Source organism: methanotrophic endosymbiont of Bathymodiolus puteoserpentis (Logatchev), assembly GCF_900128525.1.
In the GTDB taxonomy this organism is placed as follows: Bacteria; Pseudomonadota; Gammaproteobacteria; order Methylococcales; family Methylomonadaceae; genus Methyloprofundus.
The window spans coordinates 42,079-61,642 of record NZ_FQTQ01000007.1; the positions used below are offsets into that span (position 1 = coordinate 42,079).

Sequence of the window (19,564 nt, forward strand, 5' to 3'; positions counted from 1 at the left end):
ATATAGCGTCTTTAAGGTAAATAATGAATCAAGAACAGCAGCAGTCTCAGCTTAAACAATTAATTGCAAAAGGTAAGTCGCAAGGTTATTTAACTTATGCGGAGGTTAATGATCACTTACCAAGTGATATTGTCGATCCTGAGCAAATTGAAGATATTATCGGTATGATTAATGACCTTGGTATCAAGGTTCATGAAAGTGCGCCTGAAGATACTGAGGACCTTTCTAATGATGAAGTGACTGCTGATGATGATGATGCGGAAGAAGTTGCAGCGCTGGCATCAGTCGATAGTGAATTTGGCCGTACCACTGACCCAGTCAGAATGTATATGCGTGAAATGGGCTCGGTTGGGCTATTGGCGCGACCTGAAGAATTAAAAATTGCGCGCCGAATTGAAGAGGGGCAGCGTCAAATTGTGCGTGCTATTGCTCGATCTGGCATAGTTTTAGAATCTTTGTTTGCTGACTTTGAAACGGTAGGTAAAGAGAATGGCTTGCGTTTGACTGATATTCTTAGTGATTTTATTGATCTTAATGAGCCTGACTACGATGATTCGAAAGTTGCCGTTGTGGCAGGAACTGATGATGACGACGATGATGATGAGGTAGTTGAGCCTACTGGTATTACTTATGAAGAGGCGCAAGCGAAAATTGAGGAAATTAGAGCCGCGTATAAGCGAGTTAAAGCCTCAGTGAAGAAAAATGGATATAAGCATGAAAAGACAGAGCAAGCAATGGAAGCGTTGTCTGAACGGTTTCTTGAGGTAAAGTGGACACCACAATATTTTAAAAAGAAAGTCGCGTTACTTGATGTGGTTACGCAAAATATCCGAGAGCAAGAGAGGGTAGTTTTATCTATTTGTGTTAAACAGGCAAAAATAAATCGTAAAGAATTTATTGATAAATTTATTTCTAATGAAACTGATTTAACATGGCTGTCTGAGTATGCAGATAAGGATGAGGCAGTTGCTGCCGTTTTAGAAGCTAATGCAAAAGAGCTTAAACGAGCTCAGGCGCAGTTTAAAGCGATGGAGGAGGCACATGGTTTATCTATTGTGGAAATAAAGGATATTAGCCGCCGTGTGTCGATTGGTGAGGCAAAGTCACGACGTGCGAAAAAAGATATGATCGAGGCTAATTTGCGTCTGGTTATTTCGATTGCAAAAAAATACACTAATCGTGGTTTACAATTCTTGGATTTAATTCAGGAAGGTAATATCGGCTTAATGAAGGCGGTTGATAAATTTGAGTATCGCCGAGGCTATAAGTTTTCGACCTACGCAACATGGTGGATACGTCAAGCGATTACACGGTCTATTGCTGATCAAGCAAGAACCATTCGTATTCCTGTGCATATGATTGAGACGATTAATAAACTGAATCGTATTTCACGTCAAATTATGCAAGAAAAAGGCCGTGAAGCAACGCCTGAAGAATTAGCAGTGCATATGGAAATGCCGGAAGATAAAGTGCGCAAGGTTCTGAAAATTGCTAAAGAGCCTATTTCAATGGAAACACCGATAGGCGATGATGAAGATTCGCATTTAGGTGATTTTATTGAGGATTCAAAGATGCTTTCTCCTGTGGACTCTGCTACAATTGCCGGTCTAAAAGAGTCGACACAAAGTGTATTGGCGGGATTGACGGCAAGAGAGTCGAAAGTTTTGCGTATGCGTTTTGGTATTAATATGAATACTGATCATACCTTGGAAGAGGTTGGAAAGCAGTTTGATGTAACACGCGAACGTATTCGCCAAATTGAAGCAAAGGCCTTACGTAAATTGCGACACCCTTCTCGCTCGGATCAGTTGAAGTGCTTTTTGGATGCAGAATAAGCAAGAAGTGAAAAATCTATTTAAATAATTTAGGGCCCTTAGCTCAGTTGGTTAGAGCATCCGACTCATAATCGGCAGGTCCCCAGTTCGAGTCTGGGAGGGCCCACCATATATTAAAGGTTGCAGATGCAACCTTTTTTTTTATCTGAAAAACATGCGTTAGCTGTTTTCAGTCTTTATATCTATCCCTTGTATAAAAAAGGACCATATTTATGAGCAATAACTATATTTTTACTTCTGAGTCTGTTTCAGAAGGGCATCCTGATAAGGTTGCCGATCAGATTTCTGATGCTATTTTAGATGCACTACTTGCACAAGACCCTAAATCAAGGGTTGCTTGTGAAACTTTGGTAAAGACTGGGATGGTGATTATTGCCGGAGAAATTACTACAGATGCCTGGGTTGATACTGAGGAGGTTGTTAGAAAAGTTGTTCATGATATAGGTTATAACAGCTCGGATATAGGTTTTGATGCGGCAAGTTGTGCCGTATTAAATGCGATTGGTAAGCAATCGGCAGATATTGCTCAGGGAGTTGATGATAGCGAAGATCATGAGCAAGGGGCGGGTGATCAGGGTTTAATGTTTGGTTATGCGAGCAATGAAACGGATGTGTTAATGCCTGCCCCGATTACTTATTCGCATTTATTAATGAAGCGTCAAGCAGAAGTGCGTAAAAATGGTACTTTACCTTGGTTGCGTCCTGATGCAAAAAGTCAGATTACTTTTCGCTATGAAAATAATAAACCCGTTGCGATTGATGCTGTTGTTTTGTCTACGCAGCATTCGCCTGACATGGGGGGGAAGCTTTTAGAAGAAGCGGTGATGGATGAAATTATCTTACCGACTTTACCTCAAGAATGGCTGCATGCCAATACCCAATATTTTATTAATCCAACGGGCCAATTTATTATTGGTGGCCCAGTGGGTGACTGTGGTTTAACAGGCCGTAAAATTATCGTTGATACTTATGGTGGTATGGCTAGACATGGTGGTGGCGCTTTTTCAGGAAAAGACCCCTCAAAAGTAGATCGTTCAGCGGCTTATATGTGTCGTTATGTGGCAAAAAATATTGTTGCGGCAAAATTAGCAGAGCGCTGTGAAATTCAGGTGTCTTATGCGATTGGTGTTGCTGAGCCTACTTCTATTAGCATAGAAACCTTTGGTACAGGAAAGATGAGCGAAGAGCGTTTGGTACAAATCATTAGGGATGTATTTGATTTAAGGCCTAAAGGTTTAATTGCTATGCTCGATTTATTAAAACCTATATACCAGCCTACTGCTGCCTATGGTCATTTTGGTCGTACAGAAGATACATTTAGTTGGGAAAAAACTGATAAAATTGATGCCTTAAAAAGCGCAGCTGGCCTTTAAAAAATTAAATATACGGAATAATAAAATGAGTGAACAAGATTATAAAGTTGCAGATATGTCTTTGGCCGAATGGGGCCGTAAAGAAACTTTAATTGCTGAAACAGAAATGCCAGGATTAATGGCATTGCGTGAAGAGTTCGGTGCAGCACAACCATTAAAAGGAGCACGTATTGCAGGCTGTTTGCATATGACTATTCAGACAGCCGTTTTAATTGAAACGTTAACGGCGCTAGGTGCTGAAGTGCGTTGGTCTTCGTGTAATATTTTCTCTACCCAAGATCAAGCTGCGGCAGCAATGGCAGCAGCAGGTATTCCTGTGTTTGCTTGGAAAGGCGAAACTGAAGAAGAAGCAGAATGGTGTATTGAGCAAACTATTATCGGTCCTAATGGCTGGCGACCCAATATGATTTTGGATGATGGCGGTGATTTAACCGTGATGATGCATGAAAAATTCCCAGAATTAATGGCGGATGTAAAAGGCCTTTCTGAAGAAACGACAACGGGTGTCTTGCGTTTATACGAGATGGTTACAGAAGGGACTTTAAAAGTACCGGCATTCAATGTGAATGACTCTGTCACTAAGTCAAAATTCGATAATCTATATGGCTGTCGTGAGTCTTTGGTTGACGGTATTAAGCGTGCAACAGATGTTATGGTTGCGGGTAAAATCGCGGTTGTGTGTGGTTATGGTGATGTAGGTAAAGGTTGTGCGCAATCGCTACGTGGCTTAGGTGCTACGGTTTGGATAACAGAAATTGATCCGATTTGTGCGCTACAAGCATCAATGGAAGGCTACCGCGTGGTCACAATGGAAGAAGCAGCGCCTTTAGCGAATATCTTTGTCACAGCAACGGGTAACTACCATATTATCAATCATAAGCATATGTTAGCGATGAAAAATAACGCTATCGTATGTAATATTGGTCACTTTGATTCAGAAATTGAAATTGCGGCCTTACGTCAGTACACTTGGGATAATATTAAGCCGCAAGTGGATCATGTTACTTTCCCTGATGGCAAAAAGCTGATTATTTTGGCGGAAGGTCGTTTAGTAAACTTAGGCTGTGGAACAGGCCACCCTAGCTTTGTTATGTCGAATTCATTCTGTAACCAAGTGCTAGCGCAAATGGAATTATGGGAAAATGCTGCTGATTATGAAAATAAAGTATATATTCTGCCTAAGAAATTAGATGAAAAAGTAGCGCGTTCGCATTTGGCGCAATTAGGAGTGCAATTAACACAGTTAACACCTGAGCAAGCTAAATATATTAGCGTACCGGTTGAAGGTCCATATAAAGCAGATCATTACCGTTACTAAGCGACTTTATTAGCGGGTTTGTTGTAAAAAGGGCTTTAGTTGCGCATATTTACGGCGTGTCTATAAGCCCTTTTTACTTTTTATTATTTCTCTGATGCTTAAAAGATGATGACCAAAAAAAATAAAGCAGACTTATTTAGTTTTGAATTTTATCCGCCAAAAACGGAAGAAGGAGCGGTAAATTTAGAGAAAGTCCATCAAGAATTGGCCCAGTTAAACCCTGACTTTTTCTCGGTTACGTTTGGTGCAGGGGGCTCTACGCGCGATAAAACTTATGATACTGTGGTTAAAATACAGAAAAATGGCGTTTCTGCTGCGCCGCATTTATCTTGTGTCGCTTCAACTAAAGAAAATATTCTAGAAATTCTACAAAACTACCGTCAGCATGGGGTATCTAAAATCGTTGCTTTGCGCGGTGATTTGCCCTCAGGAATGATGTCTGCTGGTGAGTTTCGTTATGCTAATGAGCTAGTTGAATTTATTCGTAAAGAAACGGGTGATCATTTTCAAATTCATGTAGCAGGCTACCCTGAGATACATCCACAAGCAAGCTGCGCGCAAACAGACTTTGATAATTTTAAGCGTAAAGTTGATGCGGGGGCGAATGCGGTGATTACTCAGTATTTCTATAATGCTGAAGCTTATTTTTACTTTCTAGATAAATGTGAGAAAAGTGGCATTGATATTCCTATTGTGCCGGGCATTATGCCGATTACTAATTATTCACAATTGTTTCGATTTTCTGATATGTGTGGTGCGGATATTCCGCGTTGGATGCGTAAAACATTGGAAGGATTTGGTGATGATAGAGAGTCGATTGTTGCCTTTGGTGAAGATGTGGTCTCCAAATTATGTCAAGAATTACTAGATAATGGTGCGCCGGGCTTGCATTTTTATACTATGAATCAAGCAAAACCTACTTTAGCGGTCTGGAATAATTTAAAATTCTAAACGCGTTTGAACAGGCTATAAAGGCAGGCAAGGCAGCTTATGTTTTGCCTGCCTTTTTTGTTGGGGCGGGAGAGTAAATGAGAGTATCAAGATTATATGTAGACATGCCTTTGGTTGTGCAGGAAACAATTAGTTTAGATGAAGGTTGTGCGCATTATGTGCGTACTGTTTTACGGCTAAAAAAGTCCTATTCAATTATATTATTTAATGGCCTAGGTGGTGAATATCAAGCTGAAATCATGGTCGTGTCACGTAAGCAGGTTTTAGTGAAAATACTAAGTTTTGTGGACCGTGACATTGAATCGCCATTGCAGGTGTTGTTAGGCTTAGGTGTATCACGCGGTGAACGTATGGATTTTTCCGTGCAGAAGTCAGTAGAGCTGGGTGTTATGAAAATTACCCCTTTAATTAGTGAGCGTTGTGTGGTGCAGCTAAAAGGCGATAAAGAGAGTAATAAGATTCGCCACTGGCAGAAAATTGCGCAGCATGCAGCTGAGCAAAGTGGACGGACGGTTATGCCGAGGATTGAATCTGTTGCACTTTTAGCTGCTTGGGTAAAACAGCAATCTGGACTTAAAGTTTTTTTAGATCCTTTTGCGACGCAAACTTTGCAAGATTTACAGCCAGAAGGTAATAAAGTGACTTTATTAGCAGGGCCTGAAGGTGGTTTTTCTGAACAGGAACGAGAAACAGCTAAGCAAGCTGGATTTATTCCAGTGCAATTAGGGCCGCGAGTGCTACGCACAGAAACAGCCGCTTTGGCTGCTTTAACTGCTGTTCAAGTTTTATGGGGTGATTTAGGTTGCACTGATGCTTAAAAAAGTTGCTGTTAGCTTAGTGCCTTTGGTTATGCTGCTGCTTTATACTGGTATTGCCTGTGTCATTGGTTATGGTATTTTTATGCTTATTAATGGTGTAGCAGAGTTGCATCGAGTGATTAGTCGAGTGACTCAAGCATTATTGATATTGAGTATTTATCCAACGATGCGTTATTTGAATATTAGCGCAAAGCAGTTGGGTTTTGTGCCATTTAAACGGTTTCTTAAGCAAATGTCAGGAGGCATGATTCTAGGACTGTGTACTTTGCTGCCTGTTTTATTATTAAGTTATGCCTTAGATATTACGATTATTAATGAAACTAAAGCCTGGACCCTAGAAAAAGTTTTGGTTAAATTATTGGTGACTTTTTTGTTGGCTTTGTTAATTTCTCTTTTAGAGGAGCCGATGTTTCGAGGGATTCTAATTTCAGCATACGTAAAGCGTATTGGCGTCGCTGCAACGATATTTATTAGTTCGTTTTATTATGCCATATTGCATTTTATTAAAGCGCGTACATCCATTCCTATTGAGGATGCGCAGTTGATAGATGGTTTTTATCTTGCAATAGAGGCTTTTCAAAACTTATTAAAGCCCGAGCATTTAGGTGCTTTATGGGCTTTATTGATGGTGGGTGTGTTTTTGGCGATTATGCGCGCACGTCTGCAATTGAGTCTGGCTTGGTGTATAGGTTGTCATGCGGCATGGGTGTGGCAAATTAAAATGGCACATCAACTGGTGAATGTAAATCCAAGTTCGGATTTGATTTATTTAGTCAGTCCCTATGATGGTGTGATTGGCCCTATGGTGGCAATATGGTTGTCTTTGGTGATTGCTGCTTATTTTATTTATGAGAAAGTGAAAGTGTAGGTTAATAAATAATGTACACCTCTACTTGGCTTATACTTCGTGCAGTTACAGGTGTGCTGTTATAGCGCGTTTATTTTGGTCTAGAGAAAGATGCTGAGTCAGGCGGCGCGTAGCAAGCTCTGTAACGGTTTCAGAAACTTAGCTATTGGCTAAAATCAACCGTTAGAAGTTAGTAGTCGTGAGCGTGCGAAGTATAAATAGAGGTGTGGAATGCTCTAGTCTCTAAAATTATTAAACTGTAATGGCTGCTCTAAATCTTGTTTACGTAATAATTGCATAGCGGCTTGCAGGTCATCTCTTTTTTTGCCGGTTACTCTGATTTTTTCGCCTTCAATGGCGGTCTGCACTTTGATCTTGCTATCTTTAATGGCTTTAACGATCTTTTTTGCTAAAGGCTTGTCGATACCTTCTTTCAGCGAAATGGGTTGTTGTGCTGTTTTTACGCCTTCTTTTATGTCTCCCATTTCTAAGCAGCTAATATCAATGCCGCGCTTAGTCATTTTAGAAAATAAAATGGGTAGCATCTGTTGTAGTTGGAATGTTGAAGCAGCTTTCATCAAGATAGTGTCATCTTTTAATTCAAACTCTGCATTAGAGCCTTTAAAGTCAAAGCGAGCTCCTACTTCTTTATTAGCTTGGTCAAGGGCATTTTGAGCTTCGTGCATATCAAGCTCTGAAACAATATCAAAAGAGGGCATATTAAATCCTATGGTCTTAATTTTTAGTAAATTGGGCTTTTATTTTACTGATTTCAGCTGTGCGTAGTCTATTAATTGCTATGCCAATTTCTTTGCCTTGCAAATTCCCGCTTAAAACCGTTGAGCTATCTATATCAGCTCCTGCTTTTTGTGCGGCTAAAATATAGTGAGCTTGAGGATAAGCTGAATTCTCAAATCCTAAGCGACCTTTAGCATCAGCTTCGCAAGCGAGTAAAAAGTCATTTAAATGATTGTCAGCTTTAAATGCATTGAGGCTAACCAGTGTTGCGCAGAGTGTCGATGCTTTTAACTCAAAAGCGCGATGACTGTGAGTATGATATTGCATGACTTGTTGTGCCAGTTTCTGGTAATTATTGGGTACGCGCAGTCGAGTGCAGAGTGCAGTGAGGGCACTTAATCCTAATGTTTCATGACCATGGTGGCTAGGCCAATTTGTTACAGGAGTCAGTGCTTTTCCTAGGTCGTGGGTTAGGGCTGCAAAGCGTATTGTGGTTTTATTGCTTAATAAAGCGGCTTGGTCTAAAACCATCAGCGTATGTATGCCGGTATCAATTTCAGGGTGATAGATGGCTGTTTGCGGTACGCCAAATAAGGCATCAATTTCTGGGAAAATACGCGCTAAGGCACTGCAGTCACGTAAGGCTTGAAAATAAGCAGAAGGCGACTGCTCGCTTAGGGCTTTGGTGGTTTCTGCCCAAACACGATCAGGAACAAGATGATCAATTTCACCTTGTTTAACCATGTTCTGCATTAATTTTTGTGTTTCTGGTGCAATATGAAAACCAAGGTGTTGGTAGCGTGCACAAAAACGCGCGATGCGTAAGACGCGTACAGGATCTTCACAAAAAGCGGGAGATATATGGCGAAACACTCTGTTTTTAAGGTCTTCTTGGCCACCATAAGGGTCGATGATCTCGCCATTATCTAGCATGGCCATAGCATTAATCGTTAAGTCGCGGCGTAGTAAATCCTCTGCTAAGCTAACGTCAGGTGTTGCGCAAACAGCAAAGCCTTTATAGCCATGAGTTGTTTTCCTTTCGGTCCGTGCGAGTGCATATTCATCTTTTGTTTCGGGGTGTAGAAAAACGGGGAAGTCTTTGCCTACTTTGGTAAAGCCTTTTTGCAGCATAGCTTCTGGTGTTTCTCCGAGCACAACCCAGTCGCGCTCGCGCACGGGTAGATTGAGAAGTGTGTCACGTACAGCGCCGCCAACTAAATAGGCTTTCATCATGTTAAATTTATTATCTTTTTAATATTAAGATGCATGATAAAGGATTCAGTGCTAAGTTGGCAATGAGCTGTCGTATTGATATTTGATGTTGATTAGGGGCTGGAATAGAGTGATGGAATATTTTTCATGTTAGAGGTTGTCCTAGTTTGTTTGGCTTTTGGTTGTTTTTCGGGGGTCTTAGCTGGGCTTTTTGGTGTGGGTGGTGGTTTGGTTTTGGTGCCTTTTTTTGCACTTTTATTTGCGCAGCAAGGCATTGCTAGTGAGTTGGTTATGTTGATGGCAGTTGCAACCTCATTGGCAACAATTATTGTTACCTCTATAGCGACAGTTCTCGCGCACCAGCGTTTGGGGGCTGTTATTTGGCCTTATGTATGGCGGCTTTCTGCCGGTATTGTATTGGGTGTTGTTGCGGGCGCTTATGCAGCGGATTACCTTTTGTCGGCAAACTTACGTTTTATCTTTGCCTTGTACATGTTATATGTAGCAGTACAGATGGTAATGCAATTAAGGCCCAAAGCCGCTGTGCAAACAACAAAGTTGACTAGTCTAACTTTAACTATCGCAGGTTTGGTGATAGGTTTTGTTTCTGCTGTCTTAGGTATAGGGGGAGGAACACTAACTGTTCCTCTGTTAGCTAAGTATCAGATTCCGATGCGTAATACTGTAGCTGTTTCCAGTGCTTGTGGTTTGCCGATTGCGCTTGCGGGTAGTATCAGTTATGCACTGTTGGGTTGGCAAAAGGTCGGCTTGCCTGAGGGGAGTTTTGGCTATATTTATTTGCCAGCATTTTTAGGGGTGGTGCTGAGTAGTATATTGGTTGCTCCTATTGGCGCTAAATGGGCTAATCGCTTGCCAACAAAAAAGCTAAAACAGTATTTTTCTATCTTGTTATTTATCGTGGCCGGCAAATTATTATGGCCTTTTATTTATTGATTGGGAGAGTGTCATGGCAGAGTTTAAAAAATATCGCTGTTTAGAATGTGAACATGTTTATGATGAGGCTATAGGTGACCCAGATAGTGGTCTTGCCCCTGGTACATTATGGGCTGATATTCCAGATGATTGGGCGTGTCCAGTTTGCGGAGCACCGAAAAGTTTCTTTGAGTTGATGGTTTAATTTAAGTACGTTGGTATTGGTAATGCCAATAAACAGCTATTAATGGGTTGGTTATTTATAGTATAATCATCGGTTAATTTTTATTTCTTGAACGGAAAATATCATGCAAATTATCCAGGAAGCCTTAACTTTTGATGATGTGCTGTTAGTGCCGGCTCACTCAACTGTGATGCCGCGTGAAGTGTCAATGGTGACGAAGTTGACACGTAATATTTCATTGAACATGCCGCTAGTTTCAGCGGCCATGGATACTGTTACCGAATCAAGATTGGCTATCGCAATAGCTCAAGAGGGCGGTATTGGTATTATTCATAAGAATATGACGGTAGCTCAACAAGCGCATGAAGTACGTCGCGTTAAAAAATATGAGAGTGGTGTTATTAGAGAGCCTATTACAGTCGCTTCGACAGCCACTGTACGTGACGTTATGGCGCTGACTAAGCAAAAAAACATTTCCGGCGTGCCTGTTGTTGATGGCAATGAACTCGTTGGGATTGTGACCAGTCGTGATTTGCGCTTTGAAACACGACTTGATGAGTCTATTGCTAAGGTCATGACACCTAAAGACCGTTTGATCACCGTAAAAGAAGATTTTACTAAGCAAGAAGCACTAACTTTGCTGCATGAACACCGCATTGAAAAAGTATTAATTGTGAATGATGATTTTCATTTGCGTGGTATGGTGACGGTAAAAGATATACAAAAAGCTAAAGATTACCCGAGTGCATGCAAGGACGAGTTAGAGCGGTTGCGTGTAGGTGCAGCAGTAGGAACGGGTGAAGGCACAGAAGAGCGTATTGCGGCATTAGTTGCTGCAGGTGTTGACGTGGTTGTGGTTGATACCGCACACGGACATTCGCAAGGTGTATTAGATCGTGTGCGCTGGGCGAAACAAAATTATCCAGACTTGCAGATTATTGGTGGCAATATTGCCACGGCTGCTGCTGCTCTTGCTTTAGTAGAAGCTGGTGCTGATGGTGTCAAAGTTGGAATTGGCCCAGGTTCTATTTGTACTACGCGAATTGTTGCCGGTGTCGGTGTGCCACAAATTTCAGCGGTTGATAATGTTGCACAAGCGCTAAAGGGGACGGGTGTTCCTTTGATTGCTGATGGTGGTATTCGTTATTCAGGCGATATGGCGAAAGCTTTAGCTGCTGGCGCGCACTCGGTGATGCTCGGTGGTCTTTTTGCTGGTACAGAAGAGGCCCCCGGTGAAATTGAATTATATCAAGGTCGCTCTTATAAATCCTATCGTGGCATGGGCTCAATTGGTGCGATGGCACAGCAACAAGGGTCAAGTGATCGCTATTTTCAAGAAGATGCTGATTCTTCAGATAAATTAGTTCCAGAAGGTATTGAAGGTCGTGTTCCTTATAAAGGTACTTTGTTAGCGATTATTCATCAATCTATTGGTGGTATTCGTGCCAGCATGGGCTATACCGGCTGTGCAACCATTGAAATCATGCATGACAAAGCAGGGTTTGTCCGTGTGACTAGCGCTGGAATGCGTGAAAGCCACGTACATGATGTCACCATAACTAAAGAAGCACCGAATTATCGGGCTTAGTTTTAGGCTGGCATTATTGTTATAAAATAAGGCTCCTAGTGAGCCTTATTTTGTTTATATACTTTGCGCAATTGCGGATGCGTTGTGTTTAGCGAGTTTATTTTTGTCGATAGCAAGCTCTGCAATTGTTTCGGCAATGCAGCTATCGGTACAAACCAACCGCTGGAAATCCGTAGCCGTAACCGTGCGAAGTATAAAACCTAGTCGTATTAAATAATTAAAGAGATTTACCGTGAACCAACATTCAACTACAGATATCCATGCCCACAAAATCCTGATTTTAGATTTTGGCTCGCAGTACACACAGCTTATTGCACGTCGTATTCGTGAAATTGGCGTTTATTGTGAAATTTACGCCTGTGATTGTTCCGATGATGAGGTGCGTAATTTTGGCGCAAAAGGGATCATTTTATCCGGTGGCCCTGAGTCAGTGACTTTAGGTAATACACCAAGAGCTCCGCAGGCTGTATTTGATGCTGGCGTACCTGTTCTAGGTATTTGTTATGGTATGCAAACTATGACCGAGCAACTTCATGGCAAAGTAGAGTCCTCAGATCATCGTGAATTTGGCTATGCGCAAGTCCGCGCGCGCGGCCATTCTAAATTATTAAAAGACATAGAAGATGCTGTTACGGTAGAAGGTTTTGGTTTATTAGATGTGTGGATGAGTCATGGTGATCGTGTCGTCGAATTACCAGAAGGTTTTAAGCTGATTGCAAGTTCTGATGGTGCCCCCATTGCTGGGATTGCGAATGAAGAAAAAGATTTTTATGGTATACAATTTCATCCTGAAGTAACCCATACTAAACAAGGTGGCCGCATATTAAGGCGTTTTGTCTTGGATATTTGCGCTTGCGATGCTTTATGGGATTCAGCGCATATTATTGATGAAAATATTCAAATTATTAAAGAGAAAGTCGGTACAGATCAGGTTGTTTTAGGCTTGTCAGGCGGAGTTGATTCTTCAGTAGTTGCAGCTTTATTGCATAAAGCTATTGGTAAACAATTAACCTGTGTATTTGTCGATACAGGCTTGTTGCGTTTAAATGAAGGCGATCAAGTGATGGCTATGTTTGCTGAAAACATGGGCGTTAATGTGCTGCGTATTAATGCAGAGCAGCGTTATTTAGACGCTTTAGCAGGTAACAGTGATCCTGAGCAAAAGCGCAAAATTATCGGTAACTTATTTATTGAAATTTTTGATGAAGAAGCCGCTAAATTAACCGATGCAAAATGGCTCGCACAAGGTACGATTTACCCCGATGTGATTGAATCGGCTGGTGCAGCAAATGGAAAAGCTCACTTGATTAAATCGCACCACAATGTTGGGGGCTTACCTGAAAATATGCAGCTAAAATTACTCGAGCCATTACGTGAATTATTTAAAGATGAAGTGCGTCAACTTGGTTTGGAATTAGGTCTGCCTGCCAATATGATTCATCGCCACCCTTTTCCAGGGCCAGGCTTAGGCGTACGTATTTTGGGTGAAGTAAAAAAAGAATACGCAGATTTACTGCGTAAAGCGGATGCTATTTTTATTGAAGAATTATACAAAAATAATTTGTATCATACCGTTAGCCAAGCCTTTGCTGTATTTTTACCAATTAAATCAGTAGGTGTTATGGGGGATGGGCGACGTTATGATTATGTGATAGCCATTCGTGCCGTAGAAACGGTTGATTTTATGACCGCACGCTGGGCGCATTTACCTTATGACTTTTTAGGCTTAATTTCCAACCGTATTATCAATGAAGTCGAAGGTATTTCACGCGTGACTTACGATATTTCAGGCAAGCCACCGGCAACGATTGAATGGGAATAACAGCAGAAGATGAAGCGTGGATGCGTCATGCCATTAGGCTGGCGCAGCGTGCTGAAGAGCAAGGTGAAGTACCTGTCGGTGCGGTTGTGGTAATGGAAGGGCAATGCATTGCCGAAGGTTGGAATGTCCCGATTACTACACATGATCCATCAGCACACGCAGAAATGGTCGCATTACGATTAGCGGGCAAGACTTTAGCAAATTATCGTTTAATGAATAGCACTTTATATGTGACACTAGAGCCTTGTGTGATGTGTATGGGGGCAATCGCTCATGCTCGAGTTAAGCGAGTGGTATTTGGCGCATTAGATGAAAAACGTGGTGCGATTTGTAGTGCTTTAGAATTAGCAAATGCTGATTTTTTAAATCATCAGGTTGATTGGCAAGGCGAGGTGCTGGCAGAAACCTGCGCTGATTTATTGCGCGATTTCTTTCGGGCTAAGCGGAGAAAAGCTAAGTTAAGTGTGTCTAATTAAAGTGTGAGCAATATTCAGAGGTGCTGAAATGCAAGAAAATAGCAAAGTTAATGTCTTTATACTCGGTTTTTTTATATTTTTAGGTTTATTTGCATTAGGCTACTTATTAGCTAATGCTGCTATTAAGGTGAAAGAATATGAACGTACTGTGACCGCAAAAGGTCTATCTGAGCGTGAGTACCCAGCAGATATTATTATTTGGCCGATCCAATTTACAGAAGCGAGTAATGAATTAATTAAGCTGTACAGTTCAGTTGATGCCAGCAGTTTAAAAATAAAACACTTTTTACAGAAAAAGGGCATCAGTGAAAAGGAAATCTCCTTTTCTTCACCTGTCATTACTGATAAATCAGCGCAGCAATATGGTAATGCTAAAGCGGAATTCCGTTATACTGCCATGCAAACAATAACCGTCTATTCAGAAAATATAAAAGGCGTGCGTGCAATAATGAGTTCTTTGTCTGAGCTGGGTAAAAGTGGTATTGCTTTTACCGGTAATAATTACCAGTCTCAAACGAAATATATTTTTACTCGACTTAATGATGTTAAGCCCGATATGATTGAAGAGGCAACTAAACAAGCCAGAGAAGTTGCGCAAAAGTTTGCGGCAGATTCTCAAAGTCAACTCGGTAAAATTAGAAAAGCATCGCAAGGGCAATTTAGTATCAGTGCTCGTGATCAAAACAGTCCGCATATTAAAAAGGTGAGGGTGGTTTCGACGGTTGAGTATTATTTATCGGATTGAATCTTCTGTAGGAGATGCAGAAGAAGCTGATTGATTAATATATCCCCTGTAAAATCAAGGTTTTTTGGTAGCAAATAGAATACTCAAGCGATTTGCAAGATGAAGAATGGGATACACTTGCAAATGTTTTCAACCTAAAAGCAAAAGAGGCTGACCGCAGGGCGTGCTCAGAAAGATATATTCCATTGCCGGTGCAGGGTTCCTTTTGGAATGAACCTGCAACCTATAATGTATTCTTTTGTTGCTGTGTCAATGGTTATTCATCACCACAATAAATACAGGTGGCATTGTCTATAACATGCCTCGGTTGATAGGTGGTAGTCCTTTCAGATTACTTGTAAGCACGCTATTTAGACCGTTAAAATGATTTTTCCGATATGCTCACTGGATTCCATTAGTACGTGCGCTTTTTCGGCTTCAGCTAATGGAAAGGTTTGATGAATAATAGGTTTTATTTGCCCAGAAGCCAATAAAGGCCAGACATTTTCTTGTAGTTGCCGGGCGATTTTAGCTTTGAAGTGGGTGTTACGGGCGCGTAAAGTAGATCCTGTTATGCTGAGTCGTTTAAGCATAATGGGTAATAGATTAATTTCTGCTTTAATACCATGCTGTAAAGCAATATGCACTAAGCGGCCATCAAAATTAAGACACTTTATATTACGTGGAAAATAATCTCCGCCAATCATATCTAAAATAACATCTACACCTTGGTTATTAGTATAGCTTTTAATTGTTTGGGCGAAGTCTTGCTCATGGTAATTGATCGCTAGATCAGCACCTAGCCCTGTGCAGAAGTTGCACTTTTTTTCGCTACCGGCAGTAACGATAACTTTAGCACCAAAAACTTTTGCAAGCTGTATGGCGGTTGTTCCTATGCCGCTACTACCACCATGAATTAATAGCGTTTCATTGGCTTTTAGTTGAGCGCGATCAAATAGGTTGCTCCAAACGGTGAAATAGGTTTCAGGCAGCGCAGCGGCTTGAGTGAAGTTTAACCCACTGGGGATAGATAAGCATAATGGTATGGCTGCAGTGCAGTATTCGGCATAGCCCCCACCTGTGACTAAAGCGCAGACTTTATCACCGATTTTTAAATGTGATTGGTTGTTGCCCAAATCGGCAATAGTGCCAGCAACTTCTAAACCTAATATATCCGAAGCGCCTTTGGGCGGCGGGTAAAGTCCTTGGCGTTGCATAATATCGGGGCGATTTATGCCTGCGGCATGGACTTTGATTAATACTTCGTCAGGTTTGAGGGTGGGTGTGACGTGATCAGTGAGGTTTAGCGCAGTTGATGAATGGGAGATAGCAAGCATGAATGAAGGGTTATCGTGGTTAAGAGCGGCTGATATTTTTAATAATCTACACCGAGCGATTTAAGCGTGTCAATAGTGATTTGACCTACCGCTAAGTTGTTCTCTTTTTGGTAGCTTGTTATGGCACGAACAGTGCTTGAACCTATGATTCCGTCAATAATGCCAGGGTTGTACCCCGCAGTTAATAATGCTTGTTGTAGCTTGCGCACGATAATTGGGGTGGTATTAATGCTACATAAAATAGCATGCCAATATAAGAAACTAACTGTATCTTGGGTAGCTTCTTTCTGTTCGGTGCTAGACGGCACTGTTGGCATTAGAATTCTGGCGTAGCACTCTTTGGTAGTTACTTTGGAGGAGGCGAGGGGTAATGTTTCTGGTAATAATGAATCATTGGTCGTGCTGGCGTATTCAGCGTTAGTTAATTCTAGTTGACGGCTGCTAGCAGGGGAAGCTATAGCTAACTGTAATTGATGATTCTGTTTAGTGAGTTGTTGTATCTTTTTGTTAGATTTTGTGATTTCCGTTTCTAGTGTACTTTTTTGAATTCGCGTTTGATCAAGTTGATTCTGTATTTCTATGAGCTTGCTGTCTGTGGTTGTGGCACATCCACAGGTAAGTAGTACTGAGGTGATAGCGCTTATTTGTTTTTTTAATTTCATCGTCTTGCTTCCTTTGGGCTTTATTGGAGGGTTGAGCAAAGAGAGTGTTAATATATTTAAAAGAGGATTATAAATAAGGGGTTTTAGGGTTGAGTATATACTTTTGACCTTAGGTAGTCATACACAATGAGTTTTAGTGTGCTTCTGGATTCCTGGTTGCAGGCGTGCAATAAATAGCAGAAAATTTTTTCAGTTTATGGCTTAATAGCAAGCTATTAAGTTTAATGACTCATAGATAGAGTTCATTACTTGCCATTAAAGACAGGAAATTCCTTTGAGCCAAATCTCTTTTTCAACACTTAAATTAAAACCTGGTTTACTATCCAATTTGTCAACTTTGGGTTATGAAACGATGACACCCATCCAGGCGCAAAGTTTACCGTATATTTTGTCAGGGAAGGATGTTATTGCCCAAGGAAAAACGGGCTCAGGAAAAACAGCTGCATTTGGGTTAGGCTTGCTGGAGAACCTTAATGTAAAACGCTTTCGCATACAGACGCTAGTGCTTTGCCCGACGCGAGAGTTGGCTGACCAGGTCGCAACAGAGATTCGTCGCTTGGCGCGTGGTATTCATAATATTAAAGTATTAACTTTATGCGGCGGAGTGCCGTTTGGCCCGCAAGTGGGTTCACTAGAGCATGGTGCGCATATTGTAGTGGGCACGCCGGGGCGTGTTGATGAACATTTACGCAAAGGGACTCTGCGCCTTGATGATTTAAATACCTTTGTATTGGATGAGGCGGATCGTATGCTAGAAATGGGTTTTCAAGAGGCAGTGGAGGATATTGTCGGTTTAATGCCTGAGCAACGCCAAACACTCTTATTTAGTGCGACTTTTTCAGAGGAAATAAAGACTATTGCACAGCGTATTATGCTTAAGCCAATTATAGTGAAAGTTGAATTTAAACATGATGACCTGAGTATTCAGCAGCATTTTTATAAGGTTGATGATAATGATCAGCGCTTGACAGCTGTGCGTTTATTACTTTTGCAACATAGGCCAGAATCAACTGTTATTTTTTGTAATACTAAAAAAGATGCTCAGGAAGTGGCTGATGAGCTACATCATTTTGGTTTTAGTGTGATGGCTCTACACGGTGATTTGGATCAAAAAGATCGTGATCAAACTTTAGTAAGGTTCGCTAATAAAAGTGTTTCTATTTTAGTTGCTACAGATGTGGCGGCGCGTGGTTTAGATATTGATGCTTTGGATGCAGTGATTAATTATCATATAGCGCGGGATCCTGAAATACATCTACATCGTATTGGTCGCACAGGAAGAGCAGGCAGTAAAGGGATTGCTTGTTCATTAATTAGCGATAAAGAAAGTCATAAAGTTATTGCTTTGGGTAATTATTTGGATATGGCAATAGAAGGGGAGTCTTTGCCTGCTATTAATTTTTTAGATAAACCGATATTTGCGCCTCAAATGGCAACCTTACAAATTGAAGGCGGCAAAAAACAAAAAATGCGTCCTGGTGATATTTTAGGTGCATTGACTGGGGATAGTGGCGTTGCAGGTAAGCAAGTCGGTAAAATTAATGTGTTTGATAATTGGGCTTATGTCGCTGTCCAGCAAGAAGTGACACAAGTTGCTCTGAAAAAACTAGGCCAAGGTAAACTAAAAGGCCGTTCATTTCGAGTCAGGTTGATTCGGGCTTAGTTTTTATACAACCTTCATAAAAGAAAAGCAGGGTTCCGCATAAGCATGCGGGCTCTGCTTTTTTGTTATTTGTCATAGTAGTTCTCTTACTTTTAATAGCATGCAACCTAATGCTCAAAGTAGTTACCTGAAATTTAAACCGGTGAAAACTTAAATTTTTAAGTGATTTTTAAGTTTCCTTATATGGAAATTTAAGTGAAATCGGAGAAGAATAAAACCCAAGGTAACTATTTGCAGTTATCGGTAATGGCAGATGATCAATGAAAATTATCTGACATAAATTTTGTTCTTGGAGGAGATGGAAAAATGAAATTCAATAAAACGATAATGGCAGTAAGTGTGGCTCTTGCTTTGGGTTTGTCATCTGTGTCTGCCTATGCTGCAGATCCTACGACTTCTGCAGATACAAGTGGCGATAACTCTAGTTCAGCTAATGATAGTTCTGAAGCATTAACTGATAATAGTGCTAATGACAATATAGGTAATATTGCAGACTCAAATAATAATAGTAGTACGAGTGATAGCAATGACAATAATAGCAATACCGATGTAGGTAATACGGATGTTGCTGTGTCAGATGTGTTAAACGATAAAAGTGCTAACGACAGCAATGACAATAATAGCAATACCGATGTAGGTAATACGGATGTTGCTGTGGATGATGTTGCTAATGATAAAAGTGCAAACGATAGCAATGATGATAACAGTACTACCGATGTAGGTAATACAGATGTTGCTGTGTCAGATGTGTTAAATGATAAAAGTGCTAACGACAGCAATGACAATAATAGCAATACCGATGTAAATAATACGGATGTTGCTGTGGATGATGTTGCTAATGATAAAAGTACGACTGACAGTAATGATAATAACAGCAATACCGATGTAAATAATACGGATGTTGCGGTAAATGATGTTGCTAATGATAAAAGTGCCACTGATAGTAATGACAATAACCTGAATTCGTATAATAAGTGCATAACCTCTGAAAGTAACGGATAGCAATACACTGGTTGAATTGAGACAAGACATAGGTGTAAAGTAAACAGCTACCAAACAATTTACAGAGGCTACAAATGAGCT

The 19,564-nt window shown here is 40.9% G+C and carries 18 protein-coding genes and 1 tRNA gene; 15 read left to right on the top strand and 4 right to left on the bottom strand.

Going from position 1 to position 19,564, the window contains the following annotated elements:
* Positions 1 to 23: 23 nt before the first annotated feature.
* The 7 genes from rpoD to BQ7314_RS00400 all read left to right on the top strand — a co-directional run bounded on the left by rpoD (position 24) and on the right by BQ7314_RS00400 (position 7,163).
* Entirely contained in the window at positions 24 to 1,835 is a 1,812-nt protein-coding gene (gene rpoD / locus BQ7314_RS00370) for an RNA polymerase sigma factor RpoD (protein ID WP_174481723.1), read from the top strand.
* A 32-nt stretch (positions 1,836 to 1,867) separates the two neighbouring features.
* Positions 1,868 to 1,944 (top strand) — tRNA-Ile (locus tag BQ7314_RS00375).
* A 103-nt stretch (positions 1,945 to 2,047) separates the two neighbouring features.
* The gene (gene metK / locus BQ7314_RS00380) at positions 2,048 to 3,208 is read left to right on the top strand and encodes a methionine adenosyltransferase (protein WP_174481724.1); all 1,161 of its coding nucleotides are present in this window, start codon (positions 2,048 to 2,050) and stop codon (positions 3,206 to 3,208) included.
* 25 nt (positions 3,209 to 3,233) lie between these two features.
* Positions 3,234 to 4,526 (top strand): adenosylhomocysteinase, encoded by a 1,293-nt coding sequence (gene ahcY / locus BQ7314_RS00385; protein ID WP_174481725.1) that lies wholly within the window; start codon positions 3,234 to 3,236, stop codon positions 4,524 to 4,526.
* Positions 4,527 to 4,631: 105 nt separating this feature from the next.
* On the top strand, positions 4,632 to 5,477 hold the full coding sequence (gene metF / locus BQ7314_RS00390; protein ID WP_174481726.1) for a methylenetetrahydrofolate reductase [NAD(P)H]: 846 nt from the start codon (positions 4,632 to 4,634) through the stop codon (positions 5,475 to 5,477).
* Positions 5,478 to 5,554: 77 nt separating this feature from the next.
* Positions 5,555 to 6,295 carry a 16S rRNA (uracil(1498)-N(3))-methyltransferase gene (locus BQ7314_RS00395; RefSeq protein ID WP_174481727.1) on the top strand — a complete coding sequence of 247 codons (741 nt, stop codon included), beginning with the start codon at positions 5,555 to 5,557 and terminating at the stop codon, positions 6,293 to 6,295.
* On the top strand, positions 6,288 to 7,163 hold the full coding sequence (locus tag BQ7314_RS00400; RefSeq protein WP_174481728.1) for a CPBP family glutamic-type intramembrane protease: 876 nt from the start codon (positions 6,288 to 6,290) through the stop codon (positions 7,161 to 7,163). Before BQ7314_RS00395 ends, BQ7314_RS00400 begins: the two co-directional genes overlap by 8 nt.
* Before the next feature lie 215 nt (positions 7,164 to 7,378).
* Here BQ7314_RS00400 and BQ7314_RS00405 read toward each other — a convergent pair whose 3' ends face one another.
* On the bottom strand, positions 7,379 to 7,861 hold the full coding sequence (locus tag BQ7314_RS00405; RefSeq protein WP_174481729.1) for a YajQ family cyclic di-GMP-binding protein: 483 nt from the start codon (positions 7,859 to 7,861) through the stop codon (positions 7,379 to 7,381).
* A gap of 16 nt (positions 7,862 to 7,877) precedes the next feature.
* Entirely contained in the window at positions 7,878 to 9,110 is a 1,233-nt protein-coding gene (locus BQ7314_RS00410) for a multifunctional CCA addition/repair protein (protein ID WP_174481744.1), read from the bottom strand.
* A gap of 129 nt (positions 9,111 to 9,239) precedes the next feature.
* Between BQ7314_RS00410 and BQ7314_RS00415 the strand changes: the two genes are divergently transcribed.
* From BQ7314_RS00415 to BQ7314_RS00440, 6 genes are all read left to right on the top strand, one after another.
* Positions 9,240 to 10,046, top strand: a complete 807-nt coding sequence (locus tag BQ7314_RS00415; protein WP_174481730.1) for a sulfite exporter TauE/SafE family protein — start codon at positions 9,240 to 9,242, stop codon at positions 10,044 to 10,046.
* Between the two features lie 13 nt (positions 10,047 to 10,059).
* Positions 10,060 to 10,230 (top strand): rubredoxin, encoded by a 171-nt coding sequence (locus BQ7314_RS00420; RefSeq protein ID WP_174481731.1) that lies wholly within the window; start codon positions 10,060 to 10,062, stop codon positions 10,228 to 10,230.
* A gap of 103 nt (positions 10,231 to 10,333) precedes the next feature.
* Positions 10,334 to 11,797, top strand: a complete 1,464-nt coding sequence (gene guaB / locus BQ7314_RS00425) for an IMP dehydrogenase (RefSeq protein WP_174481732.1) — start codon at positions 10,334 to 10,336, stop codon at positions 11,795 to 11,797.
* 232 nt (positions 11,798 to 12,029) lie between these two features.
* Complete coding sequence (gene guaA, locus BQ7314_RS00430) at positions 12,030 to 13,619, top strand: glutamine-hydrolyzing GMP synthase (RefSeq protein ID WP_174481733.1); 1,590 nt, start codon at positions 12,030 to 12,032, stop codon at positions 13,617 to 13,619.
* Positions 13,610 to 14,095 carry a tRNA adenosine(34) deaminase TadA gene (gene tadA, locus BQ7314_RS00435; RefSeq protein ID WP_174481734.1) on the top strand — a complete coding sequence of 162 codons (486 nt, stop codon included), beginning with the start codon at positions 13,610 to 13,612 and terminating at the stop codon, positions 14,093 to 14,095. Before guaA ends, tadA begins: the two co-directional genes overlap by 10 nt.
* A 28-nt stretch (positions 14,096 to 14,123) precedes the next feature.
* Positions 14,124 to 14,840 carry an SIMPL domain-containing protein gene (locus BQ7314_RS00440; protein WP_174481735.1) on the top strand — a complete coding sequence of 239 codons (717 nt, stop codon included), beginning with the start codon at positions 14,124 to 14,126 and terminating at the stop codon, positions 14,838 to 14,840.
* 350 nt (positions 14,841 to 15,190) lie between these two features.
* Here BQ7314_RS00440 and BQ7314_RS00445 read toward each other — a convergent pair whose 3' ends face one another.
* Together BQ7314_RS00445 and BQ7314_RS00450 are read right to left on the bottom strand one after the other, a co-directional pair.
* Positions 15,191 to 16,156 (bottom strand): NAD(P)H-quinone oxidoreductase, encoded by a 966-nt coding sequence (locus BQ7314_RS00445; RefSeq protein WP_174481736.1) that lies wholly within the window; start codon positions 16,154 to 16,156, stop codon positions 15,191 to 15,193.
* Positions 16,157 to 16,194: 38 nt separating this feature from the next.
* The gene (locus BQ7314_RS00450) at positions 16,195 to 16,818 is read right to left on the bottom strand and encodes a peptidoglycan-binding domain-containing protein (protein WP_174481737.1); all 624 of its coding nucleotides are present in this window, start codon (positions 16,816 to 16,818) and stop codon (positions 16,195 to 16,197) included.
* 274 nt (positions 16,819 to 17,092) lie between these two features.
* Between BQ7314_RS00450 and dbpA the strand changes: the two genes are divergently transcribed.
* Entirely contained in the window at positions 17,093 to 18,481 is a 1,389-nt protein-coding gene (gene dbpA / locus BQ7314_RS00455; protein WP_174481738.1) for an ATP-dependent RNA helicase DbpA, read from the top strand.
* 306 nt (positions 18,482 to 18,787) lie between these two features.
* Positions 18,788 to 19,483 (top strand): hypothetical protein, encoded by a 696-nt coding sequence (locus BQ7314_RS00460; RefSeq protein ID WP_174481739.1) that lies wholly within the window; start codon positions 18,788 to 18,790, stop codon positions 19,481 to 19,483.
* Positions 19,484 to 19,564: the final 81 nt, after the last annotated feature.

What these genes read in the sequence shown, in the direction of transcription:
- tadA (WP_174481734.1), top strand. Translation starts at nt 13,610, where the DNA reads ATGGGAATAACAGCAGAAGATGAAGCGTGGATGCGTCATGCCATTAGG.
- guaB (WP_174481732.1), top strand. Translation starts at nt 10,334, where the DNA reads ATGCAAATTATCCAGGAAGCCTTAACTTTTGATGATGTGCTGTTAGTG.
- BQ7314_RS00450 (WP_174481737.1), bottom strand. Translation starts at nt 16,818, where the DNA reads ATGAAATTAAAAAAACAAATAAGCGCTATCACCTCAGTACTACTTACC.
- BQ7314_RS00420 (WP_174481731.1), top strand. Translation starts at nt 10,060, where the DNA reads ATGGCAGAGTTTAAAAAATATCGCTGTTTAGAATGTGAACATGTTTAT.
- BQ7314_RS00415 (WP_174481730.1), top strand. Translation starts at nt 9,240, where the DNA reads ATGTTAGAGGTTGTCCTAGTTTGTTTGGCTTTTGGTTGTTTTTCGGGG.
- BQ7314_RS00395 (WP_174481727.1), top strand. Translation starts at nt 5,555, where the DNA reads ATGAGAGTATCAAGATTATATGTAGACATGCCTTTGGTTGTGCAGGAA.
- BQ7314_RS00410 (WP_174481744.1), bottom strand. Translation starts at nt 9,110, where the DNA reads ATGAAAGCCTATTTAGTTGGCGGCGCTGTACGTGACACACTTCTCAAT.
- BQ7314_RS00400 (WP_174481728.1), top strand. Translation starts at nt 6,288, where the DNA reads ATGCTTAAAAAAGTTGCTGTTAGCTTAGTGCCTTTGGTTATGCTGCTG.
- BQ7314_RS00460 (WP_174481739.1), top strand. Translation starts at nt 18,788, where the DNA reads ATGAAATTCAATAAAACGATAATGGCAGTAAGTGTGGCTCTTGCTTTG.
- ahcY (WP_174481725.1), top strand. Translation starts at nt 3,234, where the DNA reads ATGAGTGAACAAGATTATAAAGTTGCAGATATGTCTTTGGCCGAATGG.
- BQ7314_RS00405 (WP_174481729.1), bottom strand. Translation starts at nt 7,861, where the DNA reads ATGCCCTCTTTTGATATTGTTTCAGAGCTTGATATGCACGAAGCTCAA.
- metK (WP_174481724.1), top strand. Translation starts at nt 2,048, where the DNA reads ATGAGCAATAACTATATTTTTACTTCTGAGTCTGTTTCAGAAGGGCAT.
- BQ7314_RS00445 (WP_174481736.1), bottom strand. Translation starts at nt 16,156, where the DNA reads ATGCTTGCTATCTCCCATTCATCAACTGCGCTAAACCTCACTGATCAC.
- BQ7314_RS00440 (WP_174481735.1), top strand. Translation starts at nt 14,124, where the DNA reads ATGCAAGAAAATAGCAAAGTTAATGTCTTTATACTCGGTTTTTTTATA.
- metF (WP_174481726.1), top strand. Translation starts at nt 4,632, where the DNA reads ATGATGACCAAAAAAAATAAAGCAGACTTATTTAGTTTTGAATTTTAT.
- rpoD (WP_174481723.1), top strand. Translation starts at nt 24, where the DNA reads ATGAATCAAGAACAGCAGCAGTCTCAGCTTAAACAATTAATTGCAAAA.